Source organism: Streptococcus agalactiae (assembly GCF_949788565.1).
Lineage (GTDB): Bacteria > Bacillota > Bacilli > Lactobacillales > Streptococcaceae > Streptococcus > Streptococcus agalactiae.
Genome location: NZ_OX460931.1, coordinates 793,171 through 808,271, shown reverse-complemented (window position 1 = coordinate 808,271; position 15,101 = coordinate 793,171). Strand labels below are relative to the sequence as shown.

Sequence of the window (15,101 nt, the reverse complement as noted above, 5' to 3'; positions counted from 1 at the left end):
CTACGGAATCAAATAAGTAAACCAAATGGGTTTTCCATTAAGTTCTTAAGATCAACCATAAACTTAGCACCATTCATTCCATCAACAATACGGTGGTCAATTGTTAAACACATTGCCATGATTGGTCGAGCTACAATTTCACCATCAACCACTGTTGGAGTCGGAATAGTAGCGCCTACTCCAAGGATTGCTGAGTTCGGTTGATTGATAATTGGGTTAAACGTCTTAGTACCAAACATACCTAAGTTAGTAATTGAGAATGTTGAACCTGACATTTCAGCTGATTTTAATTTACCTTCTTGAGTTTTCTTAATAACATCTTTAGATGCTATAACAAAGTCAGAAAGTGACATCTGATCAGCATTGTGAACAACAGGAACAATCAAACCATCATCAAGACCAACTGCGATTCCAATATTAACAAAATTATGAAGCTCAATTTCTTGTGCATCGTTAATTAATGAAGCATTTAGGTATCGATGCTCTGGTTTCATCAATGTCTTAACAACGGCCATTCCAATCAAATCAGTAAAGCTGACTTTCAAGCCCGTTTTAGCCATGATTGGATCAATTAATTTCTTGCGAAGAGCCATCATTTCAGTCATATCAATGTCATAGTTAAGTGTAAAGCTTGGAGCAGTGAGGTAAGAGTTAGTCATACCTTTAGAAATAGCCTTACGCATTGCAGACATCTTAATGACTTCAACACCTTCTGGTAATTGTTTTTCTTCTGTTGTTGGTGTAGCTTTAGTTTCTACAGGAGCCTCTGCTGCTTGCGGTGACATAGCAGCCAAAACATCATTTTTAACAATTTTACCACGAATACCACTGCCAGTGATTTCTGCTATATCAACTCCTTGATCTTCAGCAATTCGACGTGCCAATGGTGTAATACGTGGTTGAGCACCCTTGAAGTTTTCAACATCTTCTCTGTGAACGCGACCATTTGCCCCTGTTCCAGATACTAGTGCAAGGTCAATAGACATCTCTCTTGCTAATTTACGAGCTGCAGGAGTGGCACGTACTTTTTCACCACTTGTAGCTGCTGGCACACTTGGTTCTGATGTTTCTTCAACTTTTTCTGGTTCTGAAGTTACTTGTGTCGCGTTTTCTTCAACTGATGTATTTTCAGAAGAGGATGCTTCTGTTACTTCTTCACCTTCAGCACCAATATAGCCAATTGTCTCAGTTACAGGAACAACATCTCCATTCCCATGTGTGATTTTTAGTAAAACACCTGAGTCTTCTGCTTCAATCTCCATATTTGTTTTATCTGACATAATTTCAAGTAGGACGTCACCTTCATTAACAACATCACCTACCTGTTTTTTCCACTCAAGGATTTCGCCTTCTTGCATATCAACCCCGAGTTTAGGCATAATAATTTCGACAGCCATAGTTTTCCTTTCACACTAAACTATATCGTCAAATATATGTTTCATCTAACGATATAAATTAAAACCTATAAACAAGGAAAGAGGCTAAGTTTTCACTCATTCCTCAGTCCCTCTTTGTTTTATGAATTATTTACCTTTGTTAACTACTTTGTAGATAGCATCTTTAATTTTTGCTACATCAGGTAAGATTCCTTGTTCAAGTACACGTGAATACGGTACTGGAACATCTTCACTTGCAAGACGCACGATAGGATGATCAAGGTAATCAAATGCTTCACTTTCAGCAACCATAGTTGCAATTTCACCAGTGAAACCGCCAGTTTTATAAGCATCGTTAACCAAGATCAATTTACCAGTTTTCTTAACAGAATCGATAATTAATTCTTTATCAAGCGGAATAAGTGTACGTGGATCAACAACCTCAACGTTAATACCTTCCTCAGCAACTTCTTCAGCAGCTTGCATAACACGCTCAAGCATACGGCCATAAGAAACAATTGTTAAGTCAGTACCCTCACGCTTAATATCCCCTTTACCAAGTGGAATATAGAAATCAGGATCCATATTAACTTCTTCTTTCTTACCATAGAGAGCTTTTGGCTCTAAGAAGATAACTGGGTTATTGTCAAGAATAGAAGATTTCAAAAGTGCTTTTGACTCATTAACAGTACCAGGTGCAACAACTTTTAGACCTGGAATGTGTGTTAACCAAGCTTCTAATGATTGTGAGTGTTGTGCAGCCGAACCAATACCTGACCCTGATGCCACACGGAAAGTAACTGGAGTTGATAGACCTCCACCAAACATATAATTCGTTTTAGCACCTTGGTTAACGATAGCATCCATTGCAATTGTTACGAAATCCATGAATGTCAAATCAACGATAGGACGCAAACCTGTTTGTGCAGCACCGATAGCTGAACCTGCAATCGCAGCCTCTGAGATTGGTGTGTCGCGAACGCGCTTAGCACCAAACTCTTCTAACATACCAACAGATGTACCGAAGTCTCCTCCATATACACCTACATCTTCACCCATTAAAAATACTTTTTCATCTTTGCGCATTTCTTCGCTCATAGCGACATTAATCGCTTCGCGCAAAGCCATAACTTTAGTTTCGCTCATTATTTCCTCCGAATATCCGTTTTTTAATCAATTGAATAATAGAACGAGATAAATCTCATCTACTTTAGGTTATTTTAGTCCACAAAAACGTCTTCAAATGCAACAGACATATCAGGGAATGGACTTTCTTCAGCGAATTTAACCCCTTCTTCAACTTCTTTAATCACTTGTGCTTCAATAGCTGCAAGCTCTTCTTCAGTAGCGATTTCATTTTCAATTAAGTATGCACGGTAGCGTTTTACTGGATCTTTAGCTTTCCATGAATCAACTTCTTCTTTAGTACGGTATACCCCAGCATCAGCAGTTGAATGACCAAACCAACGGTATGATTCAACCTCTACAATAGCTGGTCCATTTCCTGAACGCACGTAATTGATAACTTCATGCATTTTTTCGTAAACAGCCATAAGGTCATTACCATCTTCAACATAATGCCCTGGAATACCGTACGCATCAGCACGCATGTAAAGGTGAGGAATTTTAGTTGAGTATGTGATGTCTGTTGAGATACCATAACGGTTGTTGATGATAAAGAAGATAACTGGTAAGTTCCAAACAGCAGCTAAGTTAACTGACTCATGGAATGAGCCCTCGTTAGTCGCTGAGTCACCCGAAAAGGCGATAACAATGTTATCAGTTCCTTCATATTGCTGTGTAAGGGCAGCACCTACTGCAAGCGCATATCCTCCACCGACGATACCGTTTGTTCCATAGTTACCTTTTTCAAGGTTTGCTAAGTGCATTGAGCCTCCACGACCTTTTGATGTTCCTGTTGCTTTACCAGCAAGTTCAGCAAACATTCCACCAATATCAATACCTTTTGCAATAGTTTGTCCGTGTCCACGGTGGTTTGAGAAAATGATATCTGAATCTGTTAAATCTTGGATAGCACCTACTGAAGCAGCTTCTTCACCAACAGAGAAGTGAGTCATCCCTTGGACGAAACCACGACGAACCAATTTGTTAAATTTCATATCAACATCACGAATACGTTGCATTTTTAGAAACATATCCAAGTGTTGTTCTTTAGATAGAGTTACCATTCTAACCTCCAAAAAAATCTTTATTACTTAATTATTGTATAAGTTTTTTTCACAAGATGCAAGAATTTGAACCGCTTTCTTTGTTTTCGTAAAAGGCATCTCAATTTAAAATGTACTTTTTTCACAAACTATTGTTTTTGAAATTTTCTCACAAATCTAGTCTCATATTTAGATTTTCCCACTCTTCCATTAATAGCAATTGTTCTTCTTGGATTGATTCCAGCTCTTTTTGCAAATCAGAGAGTTTTCCGATGTCATTGGTTTCTAACATTAAACCATTGATATTGTTTTCATCATTTTCAAGAACTTCCAAACGCGCCTCAATTTCTACAACGCGACGGGTAATTTTCCTAAATTCCTTTTGATTTGCTTTTTGTGTCTCATAATCTGATGTAACGTCGATTTCTGTTTTTGAAGCACTCACTTCTTCTTCATTTAAACGTGCTAATTCCTCTAGTTCGGCTTTCTTAGTGAGGTAATAATCATAATCTCCTAGATAGAGAGTACTTCCCTTATCAGAAATTTCGAGAACCTTAGTTGCCACACGATTAATAAAATAGCGATCATGACTAACAAAAAGTAATGTGCCATCAAATTCGATGAGTGCATTTTCTAAGACTTCTTTACTATCAATATCCAAGTGGTTTGTTGGCTCATCTAATATGAGAAAATTATTATTTTCCATAGATAATTTTGCCAATAGCAAACGCGCTCGTTCACCACCTGATAGCATTGAAACTGATTTTTTAACATCATCACCTGAAAAAAGAAAAGCTCCTAAACGGTTTCTAATTTCAACTTCTGGCGTTGTTGAAAAAGCATTCCATAACTCATCTAAAACAGTATTCGTTTTTGTTAAATTACTTTGACTTTGATCGTAATACCCAGTTTCGACATTTGCTCCTAATTTTGCTTCTCCTTTGATAAAAGGAATTTGCCCAACAAGCGATTTGATTAAAGTTGATTTCCCGATACCATTTGGACCTACAATTGCAATAGCATCAAATTTCTTCACGTCCAAATCGATTGGCTCCGATAAAGAAACACCTTCATAACCAATAGCTGCATTCTCAAGTGTTAAAACAACATTCCCTGAGACTTTCCCAGCATGAAAAGTCATATTAGCTGATTTTTGCTCTACATTCGGTTTGTCGAGTCGTTCCATCTTTTCTAATTGTTTACGACGAGCTTGTGCTCGTTTAGTGGTTGAAGCCCTAACAATGTTACGTTGTACAAAATCTTCTAACTTAGCAATTTCTTTTTGTTGCTTTTCAAAATTCTTTTCTTCAGTCGCTATTTTCTCTGCCTTAAGATCCATAAATTTCGAATAATTGCCTACATAGCGGTCTAGAGAATGTGTCGTTAAATCATAAGTTACTGTAGCTACCTTGTCTAAAAAATAGCGGTCATGGCTGACAATAATAAGGGCTCCTTGATAATTTACAAGATAATTTTCTAACCAAGCAATCGTATCAATGTCTAAATGGTTCGTTGGTTCATCTAAAACAAGTAATTCTGGCTTTTCAAGTAGCATTTTTGCAAGCGCTAATCGTGTATTTTGCCCGCCAGACAATTCACTAATAGGCATTTCCCACATATCACTGTTAAACTTAAAGCCATTTAAAATAGCCTTTATATCTGATTCATAGGTAAAGCCACCTTTTTCACGAAATTCTTCTGACAAAATATCGTATGTTTTCATTAATTGTTCCAGGTCACTTCCTGAAACTTGGCCCATTTGTAATTCCAATTCGCGTAAGCGCTTCTCTACTTCTCTTAATGAGTCAAAAACTTGTAACATTTCTTGGAAAATTGTATTTTCAGATTGAAAACGACTATCTTGTGCCAAGTAGGACAAACTCAAATCACGCTTTTTATTTATTTCTCCTTTTGTCGGAGCCTCTTCACCAACTAAAATTTTAAGAAGCGTTGATTTGCCAGCACCATTACGTCCAACAAGAGCAATACGATCACGTTGATCAACTTGAATATTAATATTATCAAAAAGCACATCACCTGAAAATGAGCGCTCAATTTTGTTTCCTTGTAGTATAATCATAGTTTTATTATAGCATACCTTCAAATAAAACCATTATGGAAATCTTCTCTTTTAATCAAATGATTGCACCTTTTAGGGCTTTAGGTTACAATGAATGTTAGTAATTTCCAAGAAAGAGAGAGACTTTATGTCTATTACAAAAGAATTTGATACCATCGCAGCTATTTCAACTCCTCTCGGTGAGGGAGCTATTGGTATTGTCCGTATATCTGGTACAGATGCCTTAAAGATAGCATCAAAAATTTATCGCGGAAAAGATCTATCCGCGATCCAATCCCATACTTTAAACTATGGTCATATTGTGGACCCAGATAAAAATGAAATCTTGGATGAAGTTATGTTAGGCGTTATGCTTGCTCCAAAAACATTCACAAGAGAAGATGTTATTGAAATTAATACGCATGGAGGAATTGCAGTTACTAACGAAATTCTTCAGTTAATTTTACGACATGGAGCACGAATGGCTGAACCAGGAGAATTTACTAAACGTGCTTTTTTAAATGGTCGAGTCGACTTGACTCAGGCTGAAGCTGTTATGGATCTTATTAGAGCTAAAACAGATAAAGCAATGGATATTGCCGTTAAGCAATTAGATGGTTCTCTAAAGACACTAATCAATAACACTCGACAAGAAATTCTAAATACTCTAGCCCAAGTTGAAGTTAATATCGATTACCCTGAATATGATGACGTTGAAGAGATGACTACAGCACTGATGCGTGAAAAAACACAAGAGTTTCAAGCACTTATGGAAAATTTACTTCGAACTGCCCGACGTGGAAAAATTCTTCGAGAAGGACTTTCAACAGCAATCATTGGTCGTCCAAATGTCGGTAAATCCAGCTTACTAAATAACCTCTTACGTGAAGAAAAGGCGATTGTGACAGATATTGAAGGAACAACTCGTGATGTTATTGAAGAATACGTCAATATTAAAGGAGTTCCTTTAAAGCTAGTTGACACTGCTGGTATCCGTGATACAGATGATATCGTTGAAAAAATTGGTGTTGAACGTTCAAAAAAGGCTTTAGAAGAAGCCGACCTTGTGTTGTTGGTTCTCAATAGTTCCGAACCACTAACATTACAAGACCGCTCCCTTCTAGAACTAAGTAAAGAAAGTAATCGTATCGTATTACTCAATAAAACGGATCTTCCTCAAAAAATAGAAGTTAACGAATTACCTGAAAATGTTATTCCAATTTCGGTTTTAAAAAATGAAAACATCGATAAAATCGAAGAACGTATTAACGATATTTTCTTTGACAATGCTGGTATGGTAGAACATGACGCTACTTATCTATCGAATGCTCGCCATATCTCACTAATTGAAAAAGCCGTTGATAGTTTAAAAGCTGTCAATGAGGGCTTGGAATTAGGAATGCCTGTTGATCTCTTACAAGTCGATATGACTAGAACTTGGGAAATACTTGGAGAAATCACTGGGGATGCAGCTCCAGATGAGCTAATAACTCAGCTCTTCAGCCAATTCTGCTTAGGTAAATAAAAAATGTTCGGTGCTTACGCACTGAACATTTTTATTTTCTTAAGTTAAAAACTCGTTTTAAAATTTGAGCAATAATAACCCAAAGTAAGACCGAAGTAGCAATAACAATTAACCATGAACTCCGTGATTCTGTAAGAGGTAATGGAATATTCATCCCAAAAAAGCCAGTAATTGCTGCAATAATCGCTAAATTAATCGAAATGATATTCAAACCTGTTAAGTTTTCGTTCAAGTTATTATTTAAGACATTGTTAAAAGTAGATGATAATTGTGAAAGTACCTGACTGTTTAATTGTGTCATACTGACTAACTGATGCGCTTCAATGAGAGCATCTGATAACTGTTCTTTTTCCACTTCAGAATTAAATCGCTGACTAGGATGAACATCTAATTGCTCTAATACCAATGCATTTTGATTGGCAGCTGTCAAAAGATAAACGGATCCTGTCTCTAGGTCACTCATGGCTAATAAGCGCTTATTGGTTGTTTGTTCTCTCAATTGACGGTTGAGAATATCCTTTTCTCTATCAATTTTCGACACAACATTAAAATATTGTTTTGTAATCAAAGTTAAAGCTGCAAATAAAAATTTTTTAGGAGAGACATCTGGATTACGGTCTAGATATTTTTGCAATAGTTCTAGCATATAACTATTTCGAGACCGTGTCACCGTTATCAAACGGTCGTGTGATAAGCAAAAGGTCATCGGAACGGTCTCATAATAACTTTCTTTCTGCTTTAGATCAATAGTATTAAAAATAATCGTCAAGACTTCTTTTCCTTTAATATGAGAACATTCCATAAAGGCTCGTTCATAATCATCCAGAGCATATGTAATAATCTCACTATCCAAATATTTTGCTTGAATTTCCGATGTTTCTGTTCGCAATTGCTCTGCTTCAATGTTAATCCAAGTAAAACCATTTCCAAATTTTTGTTCGACTATCATTTTTTCCTTTCTTTAATCCATTTTTACCACTTCTAGCTGTTTGCCACCTAAAAGAATTAAGTATTTGTCTATCTTTTCTATCTCGTAAGATTTTTTTAAAGCTTCTGCATATAAAGCCATTTGTCCCTGATAGCGTTCTTTTAATTCCAGAGGATTGACAAATTTATCAGTCTTATAATCAAATAGAATTATCCGATTTTCTAATAGTAGATACCCATCAATAATACCACGTACAACGAATTTCTCACCACTCTCCGGATCTTCTTTTAACATGGCAAAAGGTGCCTCTCGATGCAGATGTTCTACTTCTTCTTGTATATACTTACCGAGTGAGGTTTCTTGGAAAAAATAGTTGATTTTTTCAATCTGAATAGCCGCTTTGACACTTGTTTCAGCATTCACTTCTGTCAAGGCTTTTTGAATATCTTCCATTTTGACATGAGATGACATCTCTATGCGTTGCATTAATTCATGTACAGCAGATCCTAAAGCTGCTGGGTCTTGCTTTTTACTTGTAGAAAAATCAGGTAACTTAAAATCTACTGATGTTTTAGTAATAGTTTCCATCACATCAACGCCTTCTATATCTAGAATAGGCTCATAGAATTTTTTGACTTGACTTGGTGTTCTTACTGTCGGTAACTCAATAGCCGCTTTATAAGTTTGATTAATCTGTTCAACAGATTCTAACACGCTAATCGCGCGCACGATATCTTCAGACTGACGATTCTCTGCCTTATTATCGGGATTGAAAGGTAGACTAGGATTAACCATCCCTATGTGGTGATCTGTTAATTCCTCTAATGATACGAAGTTGATGTCATAAAACAACTCTTGTTTCTTATAGGTTTCATGAACAGCCAGTAACCAATCTTGAAAGGTCACAAAAGTCTCACGACTAGCTAATGGGAGATGATTATTTTCAGATACTAAGTCATAATGATCAGCCCATTTGGTTTGACTAGCCTTACCAACCAGATATAATTTTTTCTCTGCACGTGTCATAGCTACGTAAAGTAAACGCATTTGCTCTGATAAAGTAGCTAAGCGTAACTCTCTTTTATTAAGTTGGTAAGGAAGTGTTTCCATGCTAACCTTTACTGCAGGCAGTATCTCTTCTTCGAGTTCATGTCGCATATCAGCAACATATTTAATACCAATTCCTTGATTTCGGCTTAAAATAAGAGGGGAAGTTATGTCTACCATTGAAAATTTCTTATCAATATTTAAAATAAATACATACTTAAACTCAAGCCCCTTTGATTTGTGTATAGTCATTAGGTTAACAGCATTTTGCGGTAATGCCACCTCAACATCTGCCAAATCATTTTCATTTTCTAAAACTTTATCAATCATTCGAATAAAGCGTGATAAACCCTTGAAACCTGTTTTTTCAAACTGATTTGCTCGAAGTGCCAAGGCATATAGATTGGCTTGACGTTGCTCAGCTTTAGGCAGAGCTCCTACATAATCATAATAAAAACGGTCATTATATATTTTCCATATTAAATCATAAAGCGAATGCCATTTAGCAAAATCACGCCAAGTCTGGAATGTTTTCATAAAGTGATCTATTTTAGAAGATAATTCTGGAGTAATTAAATCACTATGATGACCTTCTTTATGATAAGACAATTTCACTTTATGATAAAAAGCCATTTTGACATCCTGAATAGCAATTCTTGTTAAATCATCTTCATTAAAGCCAAACATGGGAGATCTCAAAAGAGCAACTAGAGCATAATCATTTAAGGGATTATCAATTGACCGCAAAGTATCAAGCATTACCATCACTTCGACTGATTTTAAGTAATTTTGCTCCCCACCGTCAGTTACCAAAGGAATACCATAACGGTCAAAAGTTTGTAAGATACCATCATTCCTTGTCCTTGAAGAAACTAAGAGGGTGATATCTTGAAAGGGAACATTCTCTTCTTTATGCAATCGAATAATTTCTTTTGCGACTAACTTTGCTTCAGCTGGGCTAATATCATATTGTTGACTATCACTGTCATCTATCTCATCTTCATCAGTATCTAATAGTAAAACTTGTGTTTTATTATTCGGATGTCTTTCTTGCTGTCTTGGACTACCAGCTTTTAATTGGTGACTTTCATCATAAAGAATGTCTCCTACTTCTTCATCCATAAGATGTGTAAACACACTATTTGTACTGTCTAAAACCTCTGATTGACTCCGAAAATTCTCTTTCAGAATAATTAATTTCCCTTGACTTGGATTGTCTTGGTAAGCTTTGTATTTATCATTAAAAATTTGTGGATCAGCCTGACGAAAACGGTAAATTGATTGTTTTATGTCTCCAACCATAAAACGATTATGTCCATTAGACAATAGTTCTAACATTCTCTCTTGGGTGTGGTTATTGTCCTGATACTCATCAACCATTACTTCATGATACTTATCTTGATAAAGTTGCCTAATATCATGATTTTCTTCCAATATTTGAATTGCAAAATGGGCAATGTCAGAAAATTCAAAAGCATTTTCTTGAATCTTCTCCTGTAAATATTGTTCTGAGAAATCTAGAACAAAGGATTGCAATAATTCTAACAAGAAAAGAGATTCTCCTTGATACTTAAAAATAACTTCTAAGTGCTTAAGTCCAACGATACGATTATGCAATTGTTTAAAGATAGGATATTTAACGCCAGCAACTGTAACATCATTGCCTGAAGGAATCACATTAGTGATATCACGTGCCAAATTAGCCAATCCTTTTTTTCCATACAGCAGATTAAAGTCTTGAGACCAATGGACTAAATTTTCAATTATTTTAAGGTGTTTTTTGTAATTTGCTGTCGGAACCCCTTTAGCAGTTAATTGCTTATAATCTTCTTGATCCGTTAAATCACGTAATTGATTAGCAGTTGTTTGCATTACATTTAAAAGGCTTGAAACTTCTTGATCTGGAATAGCTTCAAAATCAGTGTAAGTTTGTGCACCTTTTAGAAAAACTGTTTGCATCCAGCGCTTGGGGTTATCGGTGGACTGGCTAAAAGCATAAACTTTATAAACCATTTCTCGAAAAGCTTTGCTATCTTTACGATTACCTGAGAAATTTTTGACTAATTTTATGAATGAAGCTGCATTCTTTCCAGTCATGTAGTCAGAAAATAAATCAGCATAGACCTCATTCTTTATGACGTCTTGCTCATTTTTATCTTGTAAAATCCTAAATATAGGTGATATGCCCAAAGTATAACCATATTGGTTAACTATTTTTTGCGTAAAAGCATCCATAGTACCAATATCAGCTGTTTGAATGCTGACAAGTTGCTGGGTGAGAAACTGTTTTAAATCATCTGATTCTGCGGATTTCAAAGACTCGTTTATTTTCTTTTCTAAACGTTCTTTGAGCTCACCTGCCGCTTTTACTGTAAATGTTGAGATAAACAAAGAGTCAATCGGAACCCCTCTTAAAAGTTTATCTAAAATCCGCTCAACCATTACAAAAGTCTTTCCAGAACCAGCCGAAGCTGATACCAGGACATTGTTACCAAAAGTATAAATGGCTTCAATTTGTTCAGGCGTTCGCTTTTGTTTTTTATCAGAATTTTTTTCTTCTGTCTGAATAACAGCAATATCTTCTGGATTTAAGAAAGGCTTAAAGGTCATCATTTTCCTCCTCTTGCTGCATTAATGTTAAGAAACCTTGACGTTTTTCCTTAGCAGGTAATTTATAAAGCGCTCTGGCACGTGCCATATGCCTATCCGCCTCGAACCCCGTAATACTCTTAAACTGATCACCGTCAACTGTTTTAGCATCTTCTGTATATGGATTGATCAAAAACTTACCTGACTTAATAGTCTCAGATGCTTTTTTGTAAAGCGATTGGTTATGTGCTTGTAAAATAGCAATTTCAGCCTCTGAATAAAGGGAATCTTTGAGATGGTATTTCCCATTTGCTAAAAATTCTTTTTCAGCTTCTGAAAATAATCCTTTATAAGTTAAAGCTTGATGATTTTTTGTTACTAAATCATCTAAATTTTTAATTTTAGACAAGTCTTGTCTAGGTTCTTGCATATGTAAGTACATAGCTCCAAAAATCGGTGGTTTTTGTTCAACTTCCCTGTCACGACTGATAGCATCAATGTAGGTGACTAATTGTGGACTTAGACCGTTATAAAATTTTTGGATATCGAATTTTTGAGCGCTTGATTTATAGTCCACGACACCCAAAGAACCATCAGATAAACGATCGATACGGTCAATAATACCGTTAATTTTTATAGTATTATCAATCATTAGTTCAAATCGTTCTTCTTCACTTTCAACAGTCATCTGACTATCTTGTCGTAATATGGTTGCAGTTGCACGCGCGATATCTTCTAAAATTTCTAAAGAATAACGACTTTCTGCATCTTCTGAATACAAGGATTTGAAAACATCTTCTTGATTGGTTTTATTAATTGCAGAGTTGAGTTTCTCTTCAAAAGATTCTATCCCTTGGTTTTTCATCAGAATTTCAAAAACACGATGAAGGTACGTTCCATGGTGCCGCATATCTGGATGAATTGAGTCTTGTTCTTCCAAACCTAACACATATTGTAAAAAATACTTATATTGATTATTATAAAAAGTTGTCAAAGCAGATGAGGATAATTTAAGTGGGTGATCTTCTGGGAAGCGTCTGGTCATCACATCTGATGAAACTGTCACAGTATCAAGACTATCTGTAATTATTGGTATTTCGATCCCTTTAGAAGTTAATTGACGACGCAAATAACGAACAGCAACTGACCAAAAAGTTTGTTCTTCTTTAGTCATCTCTTTGTCAATAGCAGAGCGATACAAGTCAACAACACGCGATAATAAAGCTTTGTAATTCCCAATATTATCAGCTTCTTCTTTTAACGATTGGCGTCCTTTATGATTAAAAGGAACACCTATATCTCTTAGTTCGACAAGATATGGTGACATCTGATCTTCAGACTCATTCAATAATTGTGGTATAGTCAACACTAATTCTTGTTTAGCAGCATTAAAAAGAGAGAGGGCAGCAAAATGGTTTTTCTTCAAATTTTCTCGCGTCATAATGTCAAAATGACCATCAGTGTCATTGGCATCGTTTATAAGCTGACGTTCAATATCAGATATTAAAGATTTGTTTTGAGCAATCTTTGGAAAATGTGATTGTGTCATGCCTAGGGCATAGACAAATTGATTACTATGTGGTTCTACCAAGTCGTAAGACTTAATAGTAACCACATCAACAGTAGCAGGGACCATACGATACTCGGCTTGCATCATACCTGAATTTAATAACGATAAAAATTCGTCTAAATTTAATTTTTCTTGACCAAATATTGTTTGAAACTGCTCTAAAATATCTGTAAATGTTTTCCAAACTTCTTTATGTTTTTCTTGTTCATTTTCAGACATTTGACCAACTAATCGCGATAAATTGTCACTCAAACCTACCTGAGTAAGGAAAAACATGAATTGGTTGAGTGTTTTTATACCGTCTTGTTTTTTCGTTTTAACAAAACTTTCCAGTGGAGTAAGGAGGGACTGACGAATAGTGTTAAGACGCCCTAAATCAAATTTTTTAGCCCCCACAACAAAATCTGTAAAGAACTTCTTAGGACCTTTAATGTCTGCATATGAGATATAAGCCTCAAAATAATCTAAATCATCTTGACTAATCTCTCCATAAATACCTGTCTTAAAAAGATTTAAAACATCTTCAGCTCTAAATCGATAACGTTTTATTCGAGACAAGGAATCCATAAAATGAACTAAAGGGTGCGCAGCCATTGTTTCAGCTTTACCGAAATAATAAGGAATATCATACTGCTCAAAAATCTTGCTTAATTGTAGTTTATAACTATCTACATCTCCTAGTAAAACTAAAATATCTTTGTAGCGATATCCTTGATAAAGTTTCTGACGTATAGCTCTAGCCACATGTTCCACTTCATCTTTTTGATTAATGCACTCCCAAATTGTTATACAATCTTTAGCAGTGTCGTCTAAAATGTGACTACTATTTGTAAAATCATGTTTACCTTCGATATTTTTCGAAATCATTTCAAAACCAGACTTACTTTCCCACTTGGACAAGATAAATTCTGGTTTTGTTTGAAATGTCGTTGCTAGATATCTTAAAAAATCAACCCCTGCAGAATAAATATTTCCATTAGTAAAGTTAGCCTTATACGCTTTTTGGCTAGCATAAGCTCCGATGATAATCTCTTGACAACGTGAACTCAGGCTTTTAATTAAAGCTTCTTCTTCAGCTGAGAAACGGGTAAAACCATCGACTATAAGGATAGTGTTCTTTAAATCCACATCTAGCTGGCCTGACCTTACTTGTTCTGTAAAAAAGGCAATTTTAGATTGATTGTCGTATTCTCCTTCTCTTAAAAGATCTGAAACCACTAGAAAAATAGCTAATAAATCTTCAAATTTTTCAGGAGAATGCAAATATTTTAAATCTAAAATACTCAGATTTGCTGTCTGCAATTCTTTGTATAGGTCTACCAATTGACTGATAAAGGAAGCATCTTGCTTCAATCGTCCAAAAACTTTTAATTGTCCATCTTCAAAACTTGCTAAAGCACGATAAAAGATCATTGCTAATCCAATATCGTTTAAACTTTCTTTTTGATTAGGCTGGTTTAAAGTAAAATAACGTGCCAATTGAGCAAAGCGAGTAATTGTAATAGCAAAAGAGGCTTCTTGAGGAAGGGTCTCTAATACTGCACGCTCCTTTTCAAAAGATAAAGAGTTTGGAGCAATATAAAAAATACGCCATCCAGCTTCAGCAGCATGCGCGGCCTGATTGACTAAGATTTCTGTCATATCATGATTAATATCAGTATAAAGTAATTTCATGAATCTCCTATCTTATAAGTCAACTGAGAAGTAAACCTTCTTCAACTTATCCTTTACAGTTTATTAATATTATACCAAAAATAGCTTCAAATCTAGGGGAAGATATTTAGTTAAAAATTCAAGCATTTCTTATTAAAATAGTTTATAATGAGCCTATAAAACACT

Annotated in this window: 8 protein-coding genes; 1 reads left to right on the top strand and 7 read right to left on the bottom strand. The window is 35.4% G+C overall.

All coding sequences use genetic code 11. The features are described 5' to 3' along the window. Positions 1-8 precede the first annotated feature (8 nt). The 4 genes from QOR44_RS04220 to QOR44_RS04205 form a co-directional block, all read right to left on the bottom strand. Positions 9-1,397 carry a dihydrolipoamide acetyltransferase gene (locus QOR44_RS04220; protein ID WP_000257565.1) on the bottom strand — a complete coding sequence of 463 codons (1,389 nt, stop codon included), beginning with the start codon at positions 1,395-1,397 and terminating at the stop codon, positions 9-11. Between the two features lie 126 nt (positions 1,398-1,523). Next, positions 1,524-2,522: an alpha-ketoacid dehydrogenase subunit beta gene (locus QOR44_RS04215; protein ID WP_000005088.1), complete on the bottom strand. Its 999-nt coding sequence runs from the start codon at positions 2,520-2,522 to the stop codon at positions 1,524-1,526. A gap of 74 nt (positions 2,523-2,596) precedes the next feature. Beyond that, the gene (locus QOR44_RS04210) at positions 2,597-3,565 is read right to left on the bottom strand and encodes a thiamine pyrophosphate-dependent dehydrogenase E1 component subunit alpha (protein ID WP_000258166.1); all 969 of its coding nucleotides are present in this window, start codon (positions 3,563-3,565) and stop codon (positions 2,597-2,599) included. A gap of 148 nt (positions 3,566-3,713) precedes the next feature. Next, positions 3,714-5,624, bottom strand: a complete 1,911-nt coding sequence (locus QOR44_RS04205; RefSeq protein WP_017647152.1) for an ABC-F family ATP-binding cassette domain-containing protein — start codon at positions 5,622-5,624, stop codon at positions 3,714-3,716. A 127-nt stretch (positions 5,625-5,751) separates the two neighbouring features. Here QOR44_RS04205 and mnmE point away from each other — a divergent pair, with 127 nt between their 5' ends. After that, entirely contained in the window at positions 5,752-7,128 is a 1,377-nt protein-coding gene (gene mnmE / locus QOR44_RS04200) for a tRNA uridine-5-carboxymethylaminomethyl(34) synthesis GTPase MnmE (protein ID WP_000028886.1), read from the top strand. 31 nt (positions 7,129-7,159) lie between these two features. Here mnmE and QOR44_RS04195 read toward each other — a convergent pair whose 3' ends face one another. From QOR44_RS04195 to rexB, 3 genes are read right to left on the bottom strand one after another with little or no spacing between them, the layout of a single operon-like run. Further along, positions 7,160-8,077 carry a magnesium transporter CorA family protein gene (locus tag QOR44_RS04195; protein ID WP_000634649.1) on the bottom strand — a complete coding sequence of 306 codons (918 nt, stop codon included), beginning with the start codon at positions 8,075-8,077 and terminating at the stop codon, positions 7,160-7,162. A 12-nt stretch (positions 8,078-8,089) separates the two neighbouring features. Continuing rightward, positions 8,090-11,713, bottom strand: coding sequence for a helicase-exonuclease AddAB subunit AddA (gene addA / locus QOR44_RS04190; RefSeq protein WP_000143237.1), 3,624 nt, complete (start codon positions 11,711-11,713; stop codon positions 8,090-8,092). Continuing rightward, on the bottom strand, positions 11,703-14,936 hold the full coding sequence (gene rexB, locus QOR44_RS04185) for an ATP-dependent nuclease subunit B (RefSeq protein WP_000772303.1): 3,234 nt from the start codon (positions 14,934-14,936) through the stop codon (positions 11,703-11,705). The genes addA and rexB overlap by 11 nt, the downstream gene beginning before the upstream one ends. Positions 14,937-15,101 lie beyond the last annotated feature (165 nt).